Below are 23,513 nucleotides of genomic sequence, written 5' to 3'. Positions count from 1 at the left end.
CCCGCGCGCGAAACAAGCTCAGCGAGTACGGTCGCCGAAATCACATCGGATTATGGGTGCAAAGTCCCCCGTCGTTTCCCACGAGGAGGCTTTTCCCTTACAGCACGATGTTGCTTGTTCGTCCTTGCCAGCCTGCTGAGCCCCGTCTCGTTCCTGGTGGCCGCTGAAATCGAGCCGACCCGCCAACTGCTGATCAGCGGGAAGTATGACGAATGCATTGAAGTCACGGCGAAAGCAATTGATGACCGCGTCTTCGGCGAAGAATGGTATTCGTTCAAAGCAGAAGCCGAGATGCAAACCGGGCGGTACAAGGACGCGTTCGAGACCATCTCGGGAGGATTGACGCGCTACGCCTGGAGCATCCGACTGCGACAGGGTGGTATCGAACCGGCTCGAATGTCGGGCAATGTCGATCAAGGGACGCAGTGGCAGGAGGAGATGGCGGACATCGTCAATCGCGCCGCGTGGCGCTACAACGGTGATCCTGACAGTCTTGTCTCCTTGGGTAAAGTCGCTGCGGCGACAGGAGCGGACGCGCGGCAGGTCCTCGAAATCTTTTTTGACCGTGCTCTCAAAGTCAGCCCGGGGCACCGGGGTTCCATTCTGGCGAGCGGTGAGCTGGCTCTTTCAAAAAAGGATTTTGCAGTCGCCGCGGAGACATTTCAGGAGGGCCTGAAATCGCATCCAAACGATCCCGACGTACACTTCGGCATGGCGAGAGCCATCGAAAGTTCGCAGCCACCACTTGCCAGTCACCACCTCTCCGAGACGTTGCGACTCAACCCCAACCACGTCCCGGCCATACTGCATCGAGCGGCACAGGCGATTGATGCCGAGCGGTATAGCGATGCCACGAGCCTGCTGGAAGATGCTCTCAAAATCAATCCGGCCAATCCCCTGATCTGGGCTTACCGAGCAGTTCTGGCTCATTTGAACAATGAGCCAGAAAAGGAAGCGGAGTACCGGGAACGGGCTCTCACACCCTGGCCTGAAAATCCCGTTGTCGACTATCAGATTGGACGGAAGCTTTCACAAAAGTACCGGTTTGCAGAGGGGTCAGAGCATCAGCGGACAGCGCTGAAGTTCGATCCGGGCTATCAGCCGGCGCGCGTGCAACTCGCTCAGGACCTGCTTCGGCTGGGAGATGAGGAAGAAGGGTGGAAGCTGAGCGAACTGGCATTGAAGCACGATGCGTATGACGTACAGGTCTTCAACCTGATGCAGCTACGTGATGAACTGAGCAAGTTCACCACGTTGGAAGCAGATGGCTTTCGCGTCCGTATGGAAGCAACGGAAGCCGCTATCTACGGGCACGATGTGCTTCAGCTATTGAAGCGTGCCAGGGACACACTCTGTCCCAAGTACGGCATCGAATTGCAGAGCGTGATTACCGTTGAGATTTTTCCGGATCCCAATGATTTCGCGGTCCGAACATTCGGGCTGCCGGGGGCGGATGGTTTCCTGGGGGTCTGTTTCGGCAAAGTCATCACGGCCAATAGCCCCGCCTCCCAGAAGGACACTCCGGTCAACTGGCAGTCCGTACTATGGCACGAGTTCTGTCACGTGGTCACACTGGAAAAAACGCGAAACCGTATGCCGCGATGGCTCAGCGAAGGGATTTCCGTCTACGAAGAGCGTCAGGCAGGAGCGACGTGGGGACAACGGATGTCACCCAAACACCGCAAGCGGATTCTCGACAGGGGAGTCTCATCCGTAAGAGACATGAGCGGCACGTTCATGCGACCGGACACTCCAGAAGATCTTCAGTTCGCCTACTACCAGTCCTCCCTGCTGGTGGAATTCTTGATTGAGAAGTATGGCCTGGATTCAATGAGAAACATCCTTGGCGATCTGGGGGCCGGGATTCCTATCGAGGTTTCGATCGAGCGGCACACGTCATCACTCGATCAGATCGATCACGAGTTTCATGACTACGCCCTTGAAATGGCCCGGCGTCTCGCTCCGGAACTTGACTGGGAACAGTATGACTTGTCGGCCATCCGGGATGATGACGATCCCGAGCGACTGGAGCGTTGGGTAGAAGATCACCCCACCAGTATCCAGGGATTGACCATGCTTGCGGATCAGATGGTAATGAAACGCGAGTTTGACAAAGCCAAAAAATCACTCACAAAGTTGATCGAGTTGTACCCGGAGCAAACGGGGCTCGACAGCGCTTACATCCTGCTGGCAGCGATCCACCGGGAACTGGAAGAGACCGGCGAGGAACGTCAGGTCCTGGAGCAATACGTCGCTCACACAGATGACGCCAAGTCAGCCCTGCTCCGTTTAATCGATCTGCAGACAGCCGCCAGTGACTGGGCTGCCGCCGCAGCCAGCGTTCGCAAACTGCTCGAAGTCAATCCTCTGCTTCCTCAGGCCCAGCGAGCACGTGCAATGACCAGCGAGCAGCTTGGTATCGTCGAAGACGCCATTCAGGGACTAAGGGCGGTTCTCCTGATGGATCCGGAAGATCCCGCAGAAGCTCACTTCCGTCTGGCGCGATTGTTGAATGGGCAAGGGGACGCGGAAGCGAAGTTGCACGTTCTTGCAGCCCTCGAAGAGGCCCCCCGATATCGCGAGGCGCAAAAGCTACTTCTCAAAATTGTGCGGACCCACCCCGCCGAAGCAAGCCCTCCTGATTCAGTGACTGAGCCTCCTTCAAACACGGCCCCCGAGGCCAATCCCGTTCCTACCGACGCGACAAAAATGCCTTGACGGCGACGGGATGAAAAACACGAGATTGTTGAGCCGATTGCAGGGAAAGCGGAACCGATTCGATGAATGAGCCACCGACCGACTCAGGAAAACCCGCCATGAAACGTTTCGTTTCCGCGATCAGTCTGCTCGCGCTACTGCTGGCGGTTATGGGAGTCATCGGACTGACGTATGCCCAGAATCGCTCCTTTTCCCGGCGGTTCAGCGGACGATTAGAAACGTCTGTGCCCGACAACCGCAATGGGGTACCTCTCTGGGAAGTGGATCCTGCATTCAAAGACGACGTCTTCACCTTCGTTCGCATCGAATATGATTCAATGCGTCGGCCGGGCTCCTGGTTGACTGACTTCCCCGACGCGGACCTGAATCTTTCGTATCGTCTCCAGCAGTTAACATCGATGAAGGTCGACCCCAACGGCCGGATCATGCGTCTGACCGATCCGGATCTGTTCCGATACCCCTTCATCTATCTGATCGAACCTGGTGGCATCTATTTGTCACCTGACGAAATCGCAGCACTCAGACGCTACCTGTTAAATGGTGGTTTTCTGATGGTGGATGATTTCTGGGGAGAAGACGAGTGGCGATCACTCTACGAGGCGATGAAACAGGTCTTTCCTGACCGCGAACCAGTGGAATTGCCCCTTGAACATCCCATTTTCCACTGCGTCTATGACTTGAAAGAAAAACCACAGATTCCTGCCATCGGAGTCGCTATGGATGGGCGTTCCACTGGAAGAACTTGGGAACGTGAGGACGCCAGGACGCCCCACTACCGCGGCATCTTCGATGACAAGGGGCGGTTGATGGCTCTGATTTGTCATAACACGGACCTCGGAGACGGCTGGGAACGGGAAGGTGAAGACCCCTGGTACTTCACCGAGTTTTCCGAGAAGAAAGCCTATCCTCTGGGGATCAATATCATCTTCTATGCCATGACGCACTAATCGAATCGAGATCATCTCTTCAAACTACGTCGGAGCCCTTTGTGAACGTGACGCGACTCTCTCCTGCTGACGACGACGAAATGCGCGTGCTTGAACTGGTTCGAACCAGTCGGCAACGGATTCGCACGGAACTTGCAAAAACCATCGTCGGGCAATCCGAAGCGGTTGAGCAACTTTTGATTACCTTGTTCGCCGGTGGCCATTGTCTGATCACCGGAGCTCCCGGACTGGCCAAGACGCTGCTTGTGAAATCGATCGCTCAGGTCTTTCATCTGAAGTTTCAGCGAATTCAGTTCACCCCCGACCTGATGCCCGCAGACATCACCGGGACCGAGATTCTTGAACAGGACGAATCTGGACGACGGCAGGTCGTGTTCGTAAAGGGCCCCATTTTCGCCAACGTCCTGCTGGCCGACGAAATCAACCGGACACCTCCCAAGACACAGGCCGCACTTCTGGAAGCCATGCAGGAGCACCAGGTCACGGCTGCGGGAACAAAGTACATTCTGGAAGAGCCGTTTTTTGTTCTGGCAACACAGAACCCGATCGAAATGGAAGGGACGTATCCCCTTCCCGAAGCTCAGCTCGATCGCTTCATGTTCAATGTCGTGATCGACTACCTTCCCGAAGACGACGAAGTCGCCGTCGTGGCCCGCACCACGTCCGCCCCTTCCGAGGCGATCGAGGCCCTGTTCACGGGTGAAGACGTCCAGCAGATTCACGCGCTCGTCCGAAAAGTTCCCGTGGCGGAAGATGTTGTCCGATACGCCGTGCGCCTGGCTGCCGCATCCCGCCCAAATCAGGCGAACACACCTGACTTCGTCAACGAGTACGTCTCCTGGGGTGCGGGGCTTCGCGCTGCTCAGTACCTGATCCTTGGTGGAAAGGCCCGAGCCTTGCTGGCAGGTCGGGCGAATGTCACTTGGGAAGATATCCGCGCCCTGGCCGCCCCGGTCCTCAGGCACCGCGTCCTCATTAACTACCGCGCGGAAGCGGCGGGTCAGACGGTCGACAACATCATCTCAAGAATCCTCGACACAGTGAAAGAGTTATAAGTCTTCGTTCTGAATGCCGTATTCCGGATCTGGTTGAGTGGACGAACCGTGTTGCAGTAACCATGATTCCCCCTCTCTGATCAGCTTCTTTTTGTAAGGAACCATTGTCGATGTCCTTCAGAGCCACTCGTTTATTTTCCCTCGCGATCCTTTCGCAGCTGGCAACGCAATCATTTGCGCTGACTGCCGAAACGACGGACGGAAAGCATTTCACTCAGATTCCTCAGATTGCGCCGGCAAAGGGACAGCCCGACTCGGCTCAGCCGACTCCCTCCGTTCCCGCCGCGACACTCTTCAAAGACGGCCCCGCGCCAAGCTGGATCTGGGGCGCTGACGAAGCAAAGAATTACGTTGTCCGAAAAACATTTCAGGGCGGTGGACAGTCGGCGTGGCTGCGAGCGACGTGCGATAACTCCATGACGGTCTATCTCAACGGCAAGAAGGTCGCTTCCAGCGATGACTTCACCCGTCCCGAACAGATTGACATTCAAGCCAGCCTGAAAGCGGGTGAGAATATCCTGGAAGCAGAAGTCGCCAACTCGGGCGGCCCTGCAGGCTTCGTGGCGAAACTGGCGATCACCGGTGCCGATGGCAAGGTTCGCTACGTCGTCACCGACAACTCCTGGACCGTTTTGAACTCACGTGAGTCAAAAGAGTCCACACCCGCAAAGGTGGTCCTGAAACTGGAAGATCATCCCGGTGGTAAGGCAATGCTGGACGATCTCTCGATCGAACCGGCTCGTGACCTGTTCAATCTGCTGCCTGGTTTCCAGGTCGAGCGGCTGTTCACAGTCCCCAAGGAAGAACTGGGTTCATGGGTCAGCATCACGACTGATCCGAAAGGGCGACTGATCGTCAGCGACCAGGGAAAGCTGGGACTGTGCCGAATCACTCCTCCTCCCATTGGCAGCAGCGCTCCGACCAAGGTCGAGCGACTGGACATCAAGTTTGAAGGAAAGACCTTCTCCGGTGCACAGGGTCTGCTGTGTGCCTTCGACAGCCTGTACGTCATTGTCAACAGCGGCGATATTCCCACAGCGTTCTATCGCTGTAAGGACACCGATGGCGATGACCAGTACGACGAAGTCATCAAGCTGCGCGACATCCCCGGTGGAGGCGAGCACGGACCACACGCATTGCGTCTTTCTCCCGATGGCAAGTCGATCTACGTTGACGCCGGCAACCACACGAAATTGCCGTTTGAAGTCACGCTCAACTCCCCTCCGCAGACCATGGCGGGTGTCCGACCGCAGCAACTGCGAGCCACCCTTCCCGAAGGTGTCACCAGCCGTTCCGTTCCTAACTGGGACGAAGATCAACTGATGCCTCGTCAGTGGGATGCAGGGGGACACGCTGTCGGTGTTCTTGCACCAGGCGGATGGATTGCAATTACCGATCCTGATGGCAAGACCTGGGACGTGTTCTCGACCGGATACCGCAATCAGTACGACTTCGCGTTTAACGCCGACGGGGAAGTTTTCGCCTACGACGCCGACATGGAATGGGACTACGGATCACCGTGGTACCGTCCGACCCGCGTCGTCCATGCGACCAGCGGCAGTGAATTCGGCTGGCGCAGTGGTACCGCGAAGTGGCCAACCTATTATCCAGACAGCCTTCCTCAACTCGTCGACGTCGGACCTGGCTCGCCCGTGGGTGTTGAGTTCGGTTATGGGACCAAGTTTCCCGCCAAGTACCAGAAAGCCCTGTTCATTTGCGACTGGACCTTCGGCACCATGTACGCGGTCCATGTTGAGCCAAGCGGTGCCAGCTACAAGGCCACAAAAGAAGAATTCATTTCGCGAACGCCGCTGCCTCTGACCGACGTTGTCGCTCATCCGGATGGGGCCATGTACTTCACCGTTGGTGGTCGCGGTACCCAATCGGAACTGTTTCGAGTCACCTATGTCGGCAAAGAGTCGACAGCTCCTGTTGATGCCCGCAATACCCGCGATGCGGAACTGCGTGCCTTGCGACGCAAGATCGAAACCTATCATGTGGCCAATTCGGAAAAGCCGGCAGCTGCGGTCGACTTCCTGGTCCCCCATCTTGGTCACGCAGACCGGCACATCCGGTTCGCTGCCCGCATTGGCCTCGAGCGACTGCCTGTCGACTTGTGGCAGAACAAGGTCTTCGCTGCAACGAATCCCGATGCGATCATCACCGGTTGTATCGGCCTGGCTCGACAGGGTGAGCCACACCTGCTTCCTCAGATCCTGATGGCTTTGGGAAGTATCGATGCCCGCAACCTGACCGAACCCCAGCAGCTTGGACTGTTGCGTGCGTTGCAACTGACTTTCGTCCGACTTGGGGCCCCCGATGAGGCAACCAAGGCTCTCATTGGTGAAAGACTGGATTCTGTCTTCCCCACCAATAGCAATGCCTTGAATCGCGAACTGGCGAACCTGATGGTCTTCGTCGAATCACCCGGTACGATCAAGAAGATTCTTCCGCTGCTGACCAAAGAGAAAGTTGTCGAGATCACGGATCTGGGCGAAGTTCTCGCGAGAAACAAGCAGTACGGTGCGGCCATCGAAGCGATGTACGCGAATGCTCCTGACCTTCAGCAGTACTATTACGCTTACGTGCTGCGAAATCTGAAGTCTCACTGGACGCTGGAAGCTCGAAAGACGTACTTTTCGTGGTTCGAGAAAGCCCACTCTTGGTCTGGGGGTGTCAGTTACCAGAAATTCCTGACGAACATCGAAAATTCGGTATTCGAACAATTGCCCGAATCAGAACGGATCGTGCTGGAAGCCAGCGGCGCACGGAAGGCTTACAAAGCCCCGGAACTGCCGAAGCCGGTGGGCCCAGGTCGGGATTACACCGTCGATGAACTGGTGGCACTGTCTGCCACTCAATTGCGTGGCCGTGACTTCAAGAACGGCGAGAGAATGTACAGGGCTGCACGCTGCGTCGTTTGCCATCGCTTTGCTGGCGACGGGGGATCGACGGGTCACGACCTGACCCAGGCTGCCGGACGGTTCTCGTTCAAGGATCTTGCTGAATCGATCATCGACCCCAGTAAGGTTGTCTCGGACCAGTACAAGACGACGATCGTCGAGACCGCTGACGGAAAGACCCACACGGGACGGATCGTTGCAGCGACCGCTGATTCGATCACGATTCTCGTCGACCCTGAAGACTCGACCAAGCTGGTCACTGTCAAAAACAGCGACATCGAATCGCAGCAGCTTTCCGATGTTTCGCTGATGCCAAAAGACTTGCTCAAGCAATTGAACGAGAACGAAGTGCTTGACCTTCTGGCGTACTTGTTGTCCCGCGGAAATGCACAGGATTCGATGTTCAAACGATAAGTTCAAACATCGAATCCTGGCTGACTGACTCAACTCAATCGATCTTATTCGATCTCGTTGGGTCCGGTTGGTGAGGGAAGATCTCCGGGGTCGCCGGAATCCAAGTCCGACGGCCTCGGCAGAATTTCGTCGTAATCGTCAGGTTGCGTTGAATCCATGTAACCTGACCCCATAAAGCCCGCTGGTGCTCCTGGATAGACTTCCGTCTGATCCACGGGTACCGGTGAGGCATACTCGGGCGGCAAGGTCTTCAGGTTTGGAGCAGGGAAGGCAAAGCTGCGTGCCCATGCCCGTCGAACCGCATCCTGCTGGGCATACGTATTCCATTCGCCTTCGGCGAGTCGGATCCCATCGTTTTCCAGCAGGGTTCCGCGTCGCTGATGCAGTTCTGTGATCGCCTTGTTGTAATTCACCAGCGAAGTGTAGTAGGCGATTTCTGCGGCCGCGTTACTGGCCTGAGCACGAAGGACAAGGTCGAGAGTTGCGTCTCGTACACCAGCTTCGTATTCCGCCGTCGTCGCCTGGACACGACGTTCCGAAGCGATCTTGCGGTCGAGATGTGTTCGTGCCGTCATATAGGCCAGGTCAACCTTCTGGATCGAATCAGCCAGTTCGTGACTGATATCCAGTTCCTGTGCGGCCAGACCTGCCCTGGCTTTGACCAATTGCAGTTCGAGGTTGTGCAACTGAGCACGGAAGGCACGGAAACCGATCGGCATACTGAATTGAAGACCGACGTTCCACCCTGACTGATCGCCGCGGGTCAACGCTCCATACGCACTGTTGTACCCCTTCTCTGTCATACCGTCGCTTGAACTGTTCGACAGCAGTGTTTCACCGAAGCCGTTGAGCTGGTATGACGAGATGAAGTTCAACTGTGGGTTGATCACGTTTTCAGCAGCTTTGACCTGAAGCTGCAAGCTCTTGATGGCCCACTTTTGCTTCCGCAGCTCCACACGCCGAGTCAGCCCGTCGATTAATGCAGACTCCCACTGAATGAGGTATTCGCCTTCGAGCGGATTGTCCGCCGGACGAATGATTCGACCGTCGTTGACGGGTAGTCCCATCAGTTTACGGAACGCATTCTCAGTCCTGAGGATGTTACCCCACGCATTTTCGACGTTGGCTCGCGTATTGAAGTAGTTCTCTCGAGCCTGTGCTTCGTTACTGGCGTTACCCCCCGTCGCACCCACGTCCATCTTGGCTTTGACTTCACGCCAGGTTCTCAGCGAACTGTCCCGATTGGCACTTTCGGCCGCGAATTGCCGATAGGCGAGGTACAGTTCCCAGTAGAGGTCTTCTACGTCCTTGACCATGGTGATCACAGAATTCTCGAAATCAGCAATCGAGATGTCTGTGTTAATACGCGAGATGGCCACCCCTTGGGACACCCCGGTCACACCTGAAAGTCCAGAGCGTGCAGGACCGGCAATTCGGTTGTACTCGACGCCCGAACCAGCCCACAAAGGCTGAACGAACTGAACCTGTGAGACGGCAACGTAGTTCGACGGGAACAAAGTTGCCGAGGGGAACATCGGATTGACTGCGTTCGTCCCCTGATACGTCCAGTTGTTGTTGAACGCGAGCGAACCCCCAGTTGCGAAGGTCTTTGCCAGGCTTGATGTGAAGTTCGCAGAGTCGTTTCGACTGACGAAACCGGGATAAGGGATCGTCGTGTTGGCGACCGCTTCATTGTGCCCGAACAACATCTGACTGGTGAACGTGGCGTCGTAGTCTGCCAAAGCCGCTTCCACACCACGGTTACCGAAGAGGTATCCCGAGTCGCGGATGGCTGGATCGTAGACCGACGGTGCAGTCCCTGGAGCTTGCAGAATCGCCTGCTCGTTCGACCGCGTTCGGATCAATTTGTTGTTCTGCACAGCCAGATGGACAGCTTCCATCAAGCTCATGTCCCAGACTTCGTCTTCATGTCGATCGCGAACAGTGTGTGGCCGCTGCGTGTTGACGACATCCGGAGATGTTTGCTCTTCAATAATCGGATACTCGATCGCAGTCGTGCGGTCGACGTAGTCCCGAAGCTCTGCATCTCCCAAATAAGAGACAGGCCTCGCGGTGCGACAACCAACCAGGGCGCTGGAAATCAACAACGCATTGATCCATCGGATCGATCGCCTCCACCTCATGGGATGCATCCTTGCCAATACTGCCATCCGTGGGATTACCGATACATTTCTGTATAACTGTTTCCGGAAGCACACGAGGCATAACCGCTGTGAGAGTTACGCCTCGTGAATCTCCTACAACCAGTATCGGCGTCAGAAGCGGTACCGCATGATTCGAAGTACAATTAGATTTAGCTGGTATTTATCGAATATCTCGTACAGGTGACATGATCAAAAAAGTCAACCTAACCGATCAATTTGGGAAAAAAACCGAAATCTTTCACCGGGACCCCAGGTTTGACTCAATTCGGACGGCGTGAGTGACTCACGAGTCATTTACCGCGGTTGACGATCTTCCAGAATGTCGGTGGCGGGCCACCTGCAGCGAATTCGGCGGCGCCGCGGGGATCAATTCCGGTTCAATCAATCGAACAGGTATCCCGCTTCAACCCAAGATCCTCTAAAGACCGCGATGTCGGATTCCGCATTTCGAAAACCTCGTGCGGATCGGTCGCCTTAGCAGCTCAAAGCAGCAACCAAGGCGACCGATCCGAATACATGCAGAGGATAGCGCCGGTTGAGGCGGCTTCGCGGCTACCGGGGTGGCAAAGCCACAAGAGGTTCCAGTCCATTCCCCACCGACGTCTCATCCGTGCCGGCGGGACTGATGCGAATGAGTTGATCCAGCGAAATCACTGCCATTCGATAAAGCAGACCGATGTGTGGAGGCTCCTGTTCCTGTCGCTCAATCGTTCCACTGACGCGAATGGACTTCCCTCGAAAGTGCGATGCCACGTCCTCGATTCCAAGGCTCACCAAACGTTCCACCAGCTCTGGAGAAAGAATGAGGCAAAAGTGATTGCCATCGGTCGTGCGCTCGGCAGATCCCCCCTCAACCTCGCCACGGTGCGAAGCGGGAAAAACCACGAGTGATGGATGTTCCCCCTGAGGACCGAGGTTAGCGATATCAAGGGGGCGTGCGTCTTCAGCCAGCAAGCAGACTGTCGCGGGGCCCGTGTACCCAGATCTCACAAGCAGTTCCGGAGTCCACACGTCGGGAAGAGATTGATCGCCAATCCCCGGCAACGGCAGGGTGTCGCCCGAGTTCTCCGTATCCGCCTCTGCAACCAGTTTGGCAACGATTCTGCGACGTGCATCAGATCGCATCTTTTTACCCTCCTGACGTCCCACCGATCCTGAAAGTGTTGATAGACGCCCAAGTCCTCTGGCGCCCAGTCGAATCGGCGTTCGGCCTCCGTTTTGCCCCCTGCAGATTTGCCTGCGACATTCTTTGGGGCTTCGCAAGGGGAACCAGACCGAAGTTTTTCTGACGTCGTCGACGCACGATCATACCACAGGAGGTGCCATGCCGTGTCTGATTGCAATCAGGTCTTTCGCAATTCTTCCGACGGGAACCCGAAGCGGTCGAGCGGATCATGATAGGCTCGAACCATAATGTCCCTGCCACGCGAGAGTTAACCCTGTGGGCCTGAAACCAGCCGCTCCCCTTCCCGGTGCGGTTAACCGGAAAACGAAACAATTTCCTCTCTCGCCGCAGGTTTGACTCGCCGGTGCGACTGAACAGGAAATCGCACGTCCGGTTTTACTGCTTCTGACAGCGAGCGACGACCTGACGGACACTCGCTTTCTCCCGTACTTTTGTGGGAAGATGGACGAGTTCATCCGATGTTGCTGTAGTTCTGCGCTGGTGCATGCAGTAAGATTGATGCGATGCCGAAAGTCTGAGGTTGAGGAGAGGGTGCGATATGCGATTGTTTGCGGGTGCTGGACGACGTTTCTGTGACAAGATCAGTCGTCGATCGTTTGTGCAGATGGGGTCCCTCGCCGTCGGTGGTTTGACTTTGCCTGGATTGCTGCGTGCAGAGCATTCGCGCGGGACAGAACGGTCTCACAAGGCCGTGATTATGGTGTACCTCTCGGGGGGCCTTCCTCATCAGGACACATTCGACTTAAAGCCCAACGCCCCCGCGGAAATCCGAGGCGAATTTTCCCCGATCCCATCTTCGCTACCAGGCTTGGACGTCTGCGAACTCATGCCTAAGCTGGCGACGGTGATGGACCGCTGTGCGATCATTCGCTCCGTCGTCGGACAGCGCGACGAACATTCGAGTTTTCAGAATCTCACCGGCTACACCATGGGTGAGACGCAGCGAAACCACTATCCCAACTTCGGTTCGTTCGTCTCTAAGATCAAAGGCCCTTCGAGCCCTCTGATTCCTCCGTTCGTTGACCTGTTTCCCACAATGCAGCACCGACCTTACAACAGTACGGGTGCGGGCTCCCTCGGCAGCCAGTACCACCAGACCCGTGCCGATGGCGAAGACCTTGCCAGTATGAAGCTGCGCTACATTGAATCGGCTCAGTTCAATAGTCGACAGAAACTGCTCGAAGGGCTCGACGCTTTTCGGCGCGAAGCCGATCGCAGCGGAATGAATGATCTCGATCAAAGTTATCAACGTGCTTTCGAAGTCCTGACTTCGTCGCGGCTGCTGGACGCACTTGATGTCGAGAAAGAGGATCCCAAGACCCGGGCACGCTACGCCTTGGGATCGTCCAAGCATCAGGGAGACGGTGCTCCTTTGTGGAATGACCAACTTCTCATCGCGCGACGGCTTGTCGAAGCAGGAGTACGGGTTGTTACCGTGGCCTATGGATTCTGGGACACACACGGCAATAACTTCGGCCATTGCAGAAACAACCTGCCTGTCGTCGATGCCGGTCTGTCCGCGCTGGTGGAAGACATTTATCAGCGAGGACTCGCTGACGATGTGTCACTTGTTGTGTGGGGCGAGTTCGGTCGTACACCCAAAATTAACAAGGATGCCGGTCGCGACCATTGGGCCCCGGTCCAGTCCGTCCTCATGTCCGGAGGGGGGATGCAGGTGGGGCAGGTGATCGGTTCGACGGATAAGACCGCCGCTTATGCCGAATCCCGTCCGGTCCACTACCGGGATGTGCTCGCCACGATTTACCACAACCTGGGAATCGATCCCCACGAGTTCGTGCGGGATATCAACGAACGCCCGATTCCTGTGATGCCTGACGATGCTCGTCCCATCCGTGAGCTGATTGGTTAGCCCATCAGTCACATCGTTCATCCTGCCAGGAAAGGGGATGGACACGACGACAAGATCTTCATGCCGGCCATTTCTGCGGAGCGCTCCTGCGGATAACGTCGAGAGCGATCCAATTCGTTTGAAGAGGATTCCAGATGATCAGCCTTGAGTCACGGTCGACCAGTTCCCGCTCATCCGTCACGCGGAGGGAACTGATGCGCATCGGAGGCATCGGTGCATGCGGCCTGTCCCTGTCTCACCTGATGCCGCAGGGGACTGCTCTTGCGCGAGAAGGGTTGCAAGACCAGATTCGCGCCTCAGCCGGTCGGGCGAAGTCCTGCATTGTCCTCTTTCTCATGGGCGGCCCTCCGCAGCATTCCACCTGGGATCCCAAACCGGATGCTCCCCAGGAAGTGCGGGGGCAGATTGGATCGATTCCCACCATTGTTCCCGGGGTTCACTACGGCGAACTGATGCCGAAGCTGGCGATGCGAGCCGATCGACTGGCGGTGTTGCGCGCGGTTTCGACCAATGACAATGCCCATTCGTCGAGCGGCTACTACATGCTGACCGGACGGCCTCACGCCCCGATGAATGCAGAAAATGTCAACCCGGGGGCTCCTAACGACTGGCCAAATTGGGGAGCTCTCCTCCAGCGGTTATCCCCCCCTGCATGCGGATTGCCCACTTCCGTTCGCCTGCCTCACCACATCTTCAACACGGACGGATCAACCTGGCCAGGCCAGGACGGAGGAATGCTCGGCCGCCCCGCCGATCCCTGGTTGTTCCGCTGTGCCCCGGCGTCACCGGACTACCGGATTGCCGAGTTTCAACTCCCTGAGGACATTTCACTGGGGCGTCTCTCGCTTCGTCGCGATCTCGTCCGCACGATGGAACGTCCCCTGTCTGCTGCGAATGAAGTCAGCATCGCGAAAGCTTTTGGTGAACAGCAGCAGCGTGCCTATGATGTCCTTTCATCGGCGACGTCTCGGGGCGCTTTCGACCTGAGTTCCGAGTCTGTCGAAACCCGGTTACGTTACGGGACGACTCAGTTTGGACAGAGTTGCCTGCTGGCCCGGCGACTGATCGAAGCCGACGTCAAACTGGTCCAGGTCAACTGGTACCGTGGCCCTGACGAACCAACAGACAATCCCTGCTGGGACTCGCATACCAATGAGACGCACCGACTAAAAAATGTGCTGATCCCTCCTACGGATGACGCGGTTTCAGCATTGCTTGATGATCTGGCAGATCGTGGACTGCTCGAGGAAACGCTCGTCGTCTGCATGTCAGAATTCGGACGCAGTCCCCGTATGAATCTTTCCGGAGGTCGCGACCACTGGGGTGCCGTCTTCTCGATCGCACTCGCCGGCGGGGGAATTCAGGGGGGAACCGTCTACGGGGCGTCAGACGAGATTGGAGCCTTCCCGAAGTCAGGACGCGTCGGTCCCGAAGACTTGACCGCAACAATCCTCCACTGCCTGGGAATCGCGCCCGAAACCCTGTTCCATGACCTGCAGGGACGGCCCCATGCCGTGACCAACGGACAAGTGATCCAATCGATCCTCGCGTAACAGTTCATCGTATCATCGGTCCGCTCGTTTGAGTCGACCGCATTGATTGACTCATTGAGATGGTCGGACACGGGCTGACGAGAAAACAAACTCTTGCTTCCCAAAAACTCGAGCGCAACAGATCGGACCATTCGCCGGATGGGAAGAATTGGGAGGCAGGCTGTCTAGCGTCGTAACCGGCTTGACCGTGCGAGAAAATGATTGATGAGGCGTCAACCCCATGCCAAACTGTCTCCCCCACCGCTTCCTTGAAAACTGCCACTGGACGTCTGACCGATCGTATCTCGTGGCAGCCACGCTCATCACCCTGATCGGTTTACTGCTTCATCCCGCTGTCGCCTCCGCCGCGAAACCCAATGTCCTGTTCATTGCCATCGACGACCAGAACGACTGGATCGGCGTTCTCGGTGGGCATCCCCTCGCGAAGACGCCGAACATCGATCGACTCGCCGAACGCGGGACGACGTTCCTTAATGCTCATTGCCAGGCTCCGCTCTGTAATCCCTCCCGCGCAAGTCTCCTGACCGGTCTCAGGCCCACGACGACGGGCATCTACGGACTCGTCCCTTCGTTCCGAGCCGTCGATGCCTGGAAAGATCGAGTGACCCTACCGCAACACTTCCGGCAAAACGGCTACCGAACACTCACGACGGGGAAAATTTTCCACGGAGATATCCGACCGGTGGATGGTCGACCGCCAGAATTTGAAACGATGGGTCCTGGCAGCTCAATCGGGCCGCTGCCTCCGAGGAAGTTAATCGGCCCCACGCCCATGGGGGATCACCCGCTCATGGACTGGGGGGTCTTCCCGCATCGAGACGAAGATAAAGGTGACTACCAGATTACGAGTTGGACCGTCGAGCAGATTCGATCTGCCCCGAAGGATCAGCCATTTTTCCTGGCGACCGGTTTCTTTCTGCCGCACGTCCCCTGCTACGTCACTCAAAAGTGGTTTGACCTCTTTCCCGACGACGATCGGATTCTCCCTCTGATTAAACCCGACGACCGGAAGGATACCCCGCGTTTTTCCTGGTATCTGCACTGGAAGCTGCCGGAACCTCGATGGAGATGGGTTGATGAGAATCATCAGGGGAGAAACCTGGTCCGCTCGTATCTGGCATGCACCAGTTTCGTCGACTCACAGATTGGTCGTCTGATCGATACGATCGATGAAGCGGGGTTGCGCGATAATACCGTAATCGTGCTATGGAGTGACCACGGCTGGCATCTGGGTGAGAAAGGGATCACGGGAAAGAACTCGCTGTGGGAGCGCAGCACGCGCGTTCCGCTGATCTTCGCAGGACCGGGCGTTCGTCCTGCCAGTCGCTGTCATCAGCCAGCCGAATTGCTCGACATGTATCCGACGCTGATTGAACTGTGCGGACTCCCTTCTCGCCATGACCTGGAAGGGATCAGTCTGGTTCCTCAACTGAAGGATCCCGAGACAAAACGGGAGCGACCCGCCATCACATCACACAATCAGGGGAACCACTCCGTTCGCAGTGAGCGGTGGCGGTACATCCGCTACGCCGACGGCAGTGAAGAACTCTACGACATGAAGCATGACCCCGGGGAATGGCATAACCTGGCACATCAGCCCGAAGTCGCTCAGACCATCACAGATCATCGCAAGTGGCTCCCTCAAAAAGATGTTGCCCCCGCGCCTGGGAGTGCCCATCGTATCCTGACTTACGACCGCGCGGCAGACGAGGCCACTTGGGAAGGGACCCCGATCCAACGGAGTTCCCTGATTCCGGAATAGACCCCCGGAACGTCCAAGGCGACTTCACAACGTTGTTATTTTGGACCGACGACGACATCAGGTGGTCCGAGCTTGCTTCAGGAAAAACTACCGATACGGATCTCCGCAAGCCCTTCCCATGATGCAGCACAGGCGGACAAGGATTGAATCGTAGCCGCAGAACGTACACGCTCTTTTGGTTCCGAACGTGACAGCCATTGATTTTTGAGAAATCAAGAGCATTCGACCAAGTTCGACCGGGCTCATTCACCAACACATCACTGATTGTTCGTCCGCACCTCCAAGGTAGGTGCCTTACTCCAATGAAAGGATGCGCCCGCCCCTTCGAGCGGTACTCGCCGCCACTGCGGTCTAGCAAAGTGGTCACTCTTCGGTCAGACGGGGCGCGTTGTTTGAATTGTCAGCGTTCAAACTGAACCAACGGGATCGGGCATACTCTCCCTTCACCCACTGCCCATTGGCAGTGGGTGAAGGGTCGCCGCGAGATTCATGAGCGACGCCACAACATCAACGATCCGCATGAATCAGCAAGATCATCTCCTCACTTGTTCATCGGAGCACTTGTTCGCTCGTGAGAACAGGGAGTTTGCTGAGCCTGAGGTCACTGTTCGGCTGAAGATAGCCCCATGGAATTCTGGCGCGCCTACCATTCCCCCTCACAAGGGGACGACGGAGCAGATCATCGCCCTGCAACGAGGCAAGTCCACCTGCCTGCGGATGGCATGCAGATTGCTTCCATGTCCCTGCACGTTCGCAGTCTCGAAAACTTAACGCCGCACTCAGATGAAGGAGATTTTACATGTGGGACTTTATTTCTTGGATGGTGATTGGCTTGGTCGCAGGACTCCTGGCTCGAGCACTCGTTCCGGGTGAGCAACCGATGGGGCTCTTCTTTACGATGATCCTCGGGATGGTCGGGTCGATTGTCGGTGGGTTCATCTCATCGGCGGTGTTCAATTATCGAGTCGGTGACCCCGAGGTGCATGCAGGGGGGCTCTTCATCGCGACCGGGGGTGCAATGCTGATGCTGATCATTTACCTCAGCATGACGCGCGGCAATCGCGGGATTACTCCTCGCCCTTAAGCGTGAAACAAACGATCCTCCAGCAAGGATCGCAAGATTCATTCTCCACACAACCGGACGTTCGGTCTCCCCAGACCCGTCCGGTTTTTTCTTTTCCCACCCTGAGTTTTTGCGCCTGCTCCCGAGCATTCAACGTCTTTTTTGTTGGGTATTTCTCACAACGCGGGTCTGACGGAACATCGGACAAGATGTCGTAAAGCCAGCCATCGATGTTCGAAACAATCCGTATGCATTCGCCTTCCGGTCTCCTGTTTTTCCGCAAGGTCGGCATGTTCGAAATTCGGATGAAACCGCGACTCACATAGAGTAGTGTGCCGGATTCAATTCAAATTCCAGAAACAGCGGCATAAAGGAAACCATGGCCAACCTTTTCCGAACGCTAAATCGAAGCTGGGGACTGGTTGGAACCGCGTTCGGAATCCTTGCGGTAGGACTGACTGCTGCGGCAGACGCCATGTTCGACCAAACCTCCGTGGCGAAAGAACTGACGTTGGCGTCCCATGTTGCGGCGATTGCGGCGACATTTGCTTTCGTCGGTAGCCAGTTGGTCGGGCACCACTTTAAGGAAAGCGAGAAGCCACTCGTGAAACCTGCGCGGCAGGTTCTCGAGTGGCTGTTTGGACTGCTGCTTTGTCTGCACATGCTTCTGATCGTTTGGCTGCCGCTTGAACGAATGGACGATCGCCGAGCTTTCGGAAGAGACGAAGTCAGAGTCACTTACCTCTGGGGTATCCTCAGTCCTCTGGGATGGTATCTCTGCCACCATCGTCGATAGCACCAATTGGCCCGCACGAGACATCGCTTTCGCGAGGCGGCAGCCGGCAACGTGATCGCCGTCATGACACTTGCTCTGGCGTCGGTCGATTCGGCCTCTTTCCAATTGAACCTGACGGTCCGTCCTGGGCGCACCGGTTGCCCTGACCTTTCGTGTGAATAAGGGTATTGTGGCTCTACAAAAAAAGGGTACCCAAATCAAGTCGCCCTCATGTCCCCCTCGAATTGAATGACATTTGTCTGGAGAACATTGCATGAAGCTGCTTGCTGCCATCCTGTCATTTCTGATGTCCCAGACGGTTTCATTGGCAGGAGATTTCCAGCCTGTCATTTGCGAAGGAACTTACCAACATCATCTCCAGGGAGTATGCACGGATGAGGCTGAATCCATTTTCTGGTCGTTCACCACGAAACTGGTTAAGACGGATCAACAGGGGAAGGTGCTCAAGGTCGTGGATGTTGCCAATCATCGCGGTGACCTCTGTTTCCATCAGTCCAAAGTCTATGTGGCAGTGAATCTGGGAAAATTCAACGATCCCAATGGGAATGCAGACTCGTGGGTCTACGTCTACGACGCAGGAGACTTGTCGCTTCTTGCAAAGCGCCGGACCCCGGAAGTCTTTCATGGAGCGGGAGGGATCGCCTGCCACGACAACAAATTTCTGGTCGTCGGGGGCCTGCCGGATGGGGTGAGTGAAAATCTTGCGTACGAATACGACGCTAACTTCAAATTCGTGAAAAAACACGTTCTCGCCAGTGGTCACACCAACCTCGGAATCCAGACTGCCGCGTTCGCTGATGGCGACTGGTGGTTTGGATGCTACGGCAGGGCCAAGTCAGCGAGCGCCCCCGCAATGGCTCCGGCGGTTCTGAAAGCCGACACGGCATTAACCAAAGTCGAGCGATTCGAGTTCGATTGCTCCCTGGGAATTGTTCCGCTCGCCGATGGCCGCTTCCTCGTCGCGCGAGGTGGAGTCACCCAAGACAAGACTCATTCCGGACGGCTGACGCTGGCGGTGGTGGATCCGAAAGACGGATTAAAGCTTTCAGACAAGTGAGTTCTCACCACTCATCCGTAAAAAGTCCGACAGAATCTGGGAACTGCCTCAGCGCACGTCGACCAGCATCGAGTCACTTCGCAATTGCTCGACCATTTGATTGACCCACAACAGCTTTTGACGTTGCAGCGAAGGGAGCGGGTGCAGGTATCGGTGAGTCGTCCCTTCCTGCACCAACCCTCGGACGATTCTCGATTTGTCGAACGTCGACTGACAGCGTTCAATCAGCGGGTCGAGTTCGGCCCCCAGTCCCCAGGCGCAGACGATGGGAATTGTGCGCTCCCGGGTCAGTTTTGACGTCAGCTCTCGTTTCCTGCGGCTGGAAAACAACGAATGGGCATCAAAAGAGTGCAGAGCTTCCAGTTGCCGGAATTGCTTGAAGAATTCGACACTCTTGGAACACCGAAGATCAGAGAGGTTCAGCACCCGGACGTGTCGCCAGTCGCAATAGTGCATCAGCCGCATCACCTGATACTGAGTCGTGTCAGGCTTGGTAGGAACCAGAGAAATGGCGAGGTCTTCGATGGCTTCGGCGTGAATACGATTGTCCACTTCGACCAGTGGACGGGACGAACCGGGGTTCATCATGACAAAAACAGCGTCAGGCTTTCGGTTCGAAATCAACGACAACTGTTTCGGTACCAGCTCCGTGGCGATAATTTCGAGCACGCTGCGGCATTCGACGAAGAACGTTGGGGTGACTTCCACCGAGTAGAAATGACCGAAGATACCGAACTTGTCTTTCAAGTCTGCTGCGGGAATGAACGGAACCATCAGTCGTCAGCACCTGCCTGCTGAAATGCGTCCAGAAAAGCTTCCGGTGACTGTGCCCCGGAAACCATCACACGTTTGCTGATGATGAAACAAGGAACTCCGTTCACATGGAGTCGCCTTGCCTGCTCACCCGCCTGCAAGATCACATCGAGTCCCTGCTGGCCCTTCAGAACGCCTTCTGCCTTGATGCGGTCCAATCCCGCCTCGGCCACCACATCCAAAATCACAGCCTGCACACTGATGTTTCGTCCTTGAGTGAAATATGCACGAAACAGACCCTCGACTACCGCATCCTGGATCCCTTCCTGCTCGGCCAGCCAGATTAACCGGTGAGCGTCCTGCGTGTTCGGAGTCGTCTCGATGGAATCGAAGTCAAAGGCAATTCCTTCCTCTTTCCCTGCCGCAATCACCTGCGCATCCAGTTCCTGAGATCGCTGCAGGCTGCCGAACTTCTTCTGGCGGTATTCCTGACGACGAATTCCTTCGCGCGGCATCTGCGGGTTGAGCTGATACGGATGCCATCGCACTTGCACAGGCTTCCCATATTCCGCAATCGCCTTTTCCAGGCGTCGCTTGCCGATAAAGCACCAGGGGCAGATCACATCAGAAATCACGTCTACTGTGAGAGTCATACTGGCTCCAGGATCGATTGTTTTCCGGTTCAATTCCCAGCCCGACTCAAAGGATGACGGAGCCATTCGCCGCAGCGTTCTGTCTCCACAGAACGGATCATCCCACACAACGCGTATTCTGAGGATCGCGCCGAACCACGCCTCGCTCTCATCGCAAGGAAATGCCATGCGAACATGTCCCTGGTACGAGTTCTCCCACGAACAGCGGATCGCAAGCACTCAGCAACAGACCTGAAGCGCAAGTCAAATGGGGCTGCTGGGATTCGAACCCAGAACCAAAGGATTATGAGTCCTCTGCTCTAACCGTTGAGCTACAGCCCCAAGCTGTTTTGTGAAAAGTACTTTCGTCTGCCGGGCCGTCGATTCAACGTGGTGTCACAAGCGGGTGCGATCCCCTGATCGCGATCAGTTGTTTCGTTCTGGCACGGTGCGAGCGAAGTATCACGAGGAACGCCTTAGCCTGCAAGCGCGATCGACTGAGAAATCCCACGAGAAGCACTCGGCATACACCGCTGATTCTGCGGTTGTGCCCTGCTTGGGACTGGTTTCCGGGGGAGAAATATCGGGGATTTTTGAAGTGTTCCGCTCTGTTTCATGTGAGGTTAAGATTAATAGGCGATGATGCACAGCTTGGTTAAGCTGGTTGCTTGCTGGTGACTCGGGCAATCGATGCTTGAAGCGTTCCAGGAACTCGCGCGTGATTTTTACGCTGGCATACAGGGAGACATCTCATGCTTAAACCCGAACCTTCGTCTGCTGAATCCTCATCTGCGGGTGAAGAATTGATCGTTGGTCGACGGACCTTTCTCCAATCGGTTGGCGGTGCCGTCGTCACGGGGGCCGCGGCTGCTGCCGGACTGTCTCCCAAATTCAGTTGGGCCGCACCGACTCCTAAAAGCGCTGCAGAGACCTGCGTGGCGCAGCTCTATCAATCCTTGTCGAAAGCTCAAAAGGAAGTTCTGGTCTTTCCCTTCGAGCACGAACTGCGCAAGCGCATCAGTGCGAACTGGCACATCACCAAGCCGATTATCCGTGACGATTTCTATACCGACGCTCAGCGGAAGCTCGTCACGGAAATTGTCCGCAACGTGACCAGTCCCGATGGATTCGAGCGTCTGGAAAAACAGACGGAATATGACGATGGCGGGTTTGGTGGATACAGCATCGCCCTATTCGGAAATCCTGAATCGGGACCATTCCAGTTTGAACTGACTGGTCGTCACCTGACTCTGCGAGCAGACGGCGACAGCGTCGATAAGGTCGCGTTTGGCGGCCCGATTATTTACGGCCACGGCGAAGAAGATCCTGATCAGAACCTGTTCCTCTATCAGACCAAGCAGGTCAACGAAGTCTTCAAAGCGCTTGACCCGAAGCAGGCCGAAGCAGCCATCATCACGAAGGCTCCCAGCGAAGCGGCTGTCGCTCTTCAAGGACCGGGCAAGACCTACCCCGGGATCGCCTATACAGCTCTTACCAGGGACCAGCAAGAGCTAGTCGAGAAGACGCTGAAAGTCCTGCTGGCTCCTTACCGTCAGGAAGACGTTGATGAAGTCTTCGCCATCCTGAAAGCGACGGGGGGAATGGAACAACTCCACTTCGCCTTCTACCAGGAAGGTGATCTGTTGAACGATCGAGTCTGGGACATCTGGCGCGTCGAAGGGCCGTCACTGGTCTGGCACTTCCGCGGAGCCCCCCACGTCCATGCCTACATCAACATTGGCATCGTCGGGTAAGGACTTCGACCGCGAGGCGCTGATGCCAATATCAGCGCCGCGCGGTCATCTATCTTTACTGTCCTCACCGCCGAGTCATGTCACGACTCGCGGCGTGTTGCTCCGGCCGGCTTGATACGGTCGTACCGCTCGACAATTTGACTGCAATCGACCACCATTTCGATGGTCAGGATTCAGAATTGCGGGCGTCGAAGCACAAGAGCAACGACGCGGACACGGAGTTGCCTGAACGGTAATCTGCGAACTCCGCTTACCGGCTGCGCCGGGATCCTGGCGAGTGGATCGTCTCTTTCTTTCGTCGAATTAGGACAAAGCGTGGGTCTGGCACAACGGGTTCAATACTTCAGTGAGTCTGTCATTCGTGAGATGACGCGACTGGCAGCAAAATACGATGCAATTAACCTCGGTCAGGGAATGCCCGACTTCGACGCTCCAGCGGAAGTCAAAGAGGCAGCCTGCCGCGCGATCCACGACGGCTACAACCAATACGCCATCACTTGGGGTGCGCCGCCATTGCGACGTGCCATCGCGGAAAAGGCCCGGCGATTCAATGGAATCGATTGCGATCCGGATACCAACATCACCGTTTGCTGCGGTGCCACCGAATGTATGATGGCAACGATGATGGCACTGGTCGATCCCGGCGACGAAGTCATCATCTTTCAGCCGTTCTATGAAAACTACGGTCCGGATGCGCTGCTGACCGGGGCCAAACCGGTCTGGGTCCACCTCAATCCACCCGACTGGAGCTTCGATGCGGACGAGTTGCGCAAAGCGTTTGGACCAAAGACACGGGCCATCATCGTGAACACGCCCAACAATCCAACCGGACACGTTTTCTCACGTGCTGAGCTCGATCTGATTGCGTCTTTGTGCATTGAGCAT

At 56.2% G+C, this 23,513-nt stretch carries 16 protein-coding genes and 1 tRNA gene; 12 read left to right on the top strand and 5 right to left on the bottom strand.

Translation table 11 applies throughout. The features are described 5' to 3' along the window. Positions 1-114: 114 nt before the first annotated feature. The 4 genes from VGE80_RS07740 (at position 115) to VGE80_RS07725 (ending at position 8,037) form a co-directional block, all read left to right on the top strand. Complete coding sequence (locus VGE80_RS07740) at positions 115-2,718, top strand: tetratricopeptide repeat protein (protein ID WP_440592239.1); 2,604 nt, start codon at positions 115-117, stop codon at positions 2,716-2,718. 98 nt (positions 2,719-2,816) lie between these two features. Continuing rightward, on the top strand, positions 2,817-3,665 hold the full coding sequence (locus tag VGE80_RS07735) for a DUF4159 domain-containing protein (protein ID WP_373651823.1): 849 nt from the start codon (positions 2,817-2,819) through the stop codon (positions 3,663-3,665). 80 nt (positions 3,666-3,745) lie between these two features. Then, complete coding sequence (locus VGE80_RS07730) at positions 3,746-4,720, top strand: AAA family ATPase (protein WP_440592240.1); 975 nt, start codon at positions 3,746-3,748, stop codon at positions 4,718-4,720. 110 nt (positions 4,721-4,830) lie between these two features. After that, a complete protein-coding gene (locus tag VGE80_RS07725) occupies positions 4,831-8,037 on the top strand; it encodes a c-type cytochrome (RefSeq protein WP_440592238.1) in 3,207 nt (1,068 codons plus the stop codon). Between the two features lie 44 nt (positions 8,038-8,081). Here VGE80_RS07725 and VGE80_RS07720 read toward each other — a convergent pair whose 3' ends face one another. Both VGE80_RS07720 and VGE80_RS07715 read right to left on the bottom strand, forming a co-directional pair. Beyond that, on the bottom strand, positions 8,082-10,181 hold the full coding sequence (locus VGE80_RS07720) for a TolC family protein (protein WP_373651821.1): 2,100 nt from the start codon (positions 10,179-10,181) through the stop codon (positions 8,082-8,084). Positions 10,182-10,754: 573 nt separating this feature from the next. Continuing rightward, positions 10,755-11,327, bottom strand: coding sequence for a hypothetical protein (locus VGE80_RS07715; RefSeq protein ID WP_440592237.1), 573 nt, complete (start codon positions 11,325-11,327; stop codon positions 10,755-10,757). Between the two features lie 599 nt (positions 11,328-11,926). On the opposite strand from VGE80_RS07715, the gene VGE80_RS07710 reads away from it, so the two are divergent. The 6 genes from VGE80_RS07710 to VGE80_RS07685 all read left to right on the top strand — a co-directional run bounded on the left by VGE80_RS07710 (position 11,927) and on the right by VGE80_RS07685 (position 19,489). Then, a complete protein-coding gene (locus VGE80_RS07710) occupies positions 11,927-13,258 on the top strand; it encodes a DUF1501 domain-containing protein (protein WP_373651819.1) in 1,332 nt (443 codons plus the stop codon). 134 nt (positions 13,259-13,392) lie between these two features. Next, positions 13,393-14,811, top strand: a complete 1,419-nt coding sequence (locus VGE80_RS07705) for a DUF1501 domain-containing protein (protein WP_440592236.1) — start codon at positions 13,393-13,395, stop codon at positions 14,809-14,811. A 220-nt stretch (positions 14,812-15,031) separates the two neighbouring features. Then, complete coding sequence (locus VGE80_RS07700) at positions 15,032-16,573, top strand: sulfatase (RefSeq protein ID WP_440592235.1); 1,542 nt, start codon at positions 15,032-15,034, stop codon at positions 16,571-16,573. Between the two features lie 799 nt (positions 16,574-17,372). Then, entirely contained in the window at positions 17,373-17,657 is a 285-nt protein-coding gene (locus VGE80_RS07695) for a GlsB/YeaQ/YmgE family stress response membrane protein (protein ID WP_373651816.1), read from the top strand. Positions 17,658-18,015: 358 nt separating this feature from the next. Then, positions 18,016-18,432, top strand: coding sequence for a hypothetical protein (locus tag VGE80_RS07690; protein ID WP_440592234.1), 417 nt, complete (start codon positions 18,016-18,018; stop codon positions 18,430-18,432). 253 nt (positions 18,433-18,685) lie between these two features. Further along, positions 18,686-19,489, top strand: coding sequence for a hypothetical protein (locus VGE80_RS07685; protein WP_440592233.1), 804 nt, complete (start codon positions 18,686-18,688; stop codon positions 19,487-19,489). 48 nt (positions 19,490-19,537) lie between these two features. On the opposite strand, the gene VGE80_RS07680 is transcribed toward VGE80_RS07685, so the two are convergent. From VGE80_RS07680 to VGE80_RS07670, 3 genes are all read right to left on the bottom strand, one after another. Then, positions 19,538-20,263, bottom strand: a complete 726-nt coding sequence (locus tag VGE80_RS07680) for a DUF1643 domain-containing protein (protein ID WP_440592232.1) — start codon at positions 20,261-20,263, stop codon at positions 19,538-19,540. Continuing rightward, positions 20,263-20,895, bottom strand: a complete 633-nt coding sequence (locus tag VGE80_RS07675) for a DsbA family oxidoreductase (protein ID WP_440592231.1) — start codon at positions 20,893-20,895, stop codon at positions 20,263-20,265. The genes VGE80_RS07680 and VGE80_RS07675 overlap by 1 nt, the downstream gene beginning before the upstream one ends. Before the next feature lie 248 nt (positions 20,896-21,143). Next, a tRNA-Ile gene (locus VGE80_RS07670) sits at positions 21,144-21,216 on the bottom strand. Positions 21,217-21,626: 410 nt separating this feature from the next. On the opposite strand from VGE80_RS07670, the gene VGE80_RS07665 reads away from it, so the two are divergent. After that, positions 21,627-22,628 carry a DUF3500 domain-containing protein gene (locus VGE80_RS07665; RefSeq protein ID WP_397570228.1) on the top strand — a complete coding sequence of 334 codons (1,002 nt, stop codon included), beginning with the start codon at positions 21,627-21,629 and terminating at the stop codon, positions 22,626-22,628. Positions 22,629-22,943: 315 nt separating this feature from the next. After that, a partial coding sequence (locus VGE80_RS07660; RefSeq protein ID WP_440592230.1) for a pyridoxal phosphate-dependent aminotransferase occupies positions 22,944-23,513 on the top strand: 570 nt, incomplete at its 3' end.

It is taken from the genome of Schlesneria sp. (assembly GCF_036405755.1).
In the GTDB taxonomy this organism is placed as follows: domain Bacteria; phylum Planctomycetota; class Planctomycetia; order Planctomycetales; family Planctomycetaceae; genus Schlesneria; species Schlesneria sphaerica.
The sequence above is the reverse complement of the archived record's forward strand: the minus strand, read 5'-3'. Positions and strand labels throughout refer to the sequence as shown.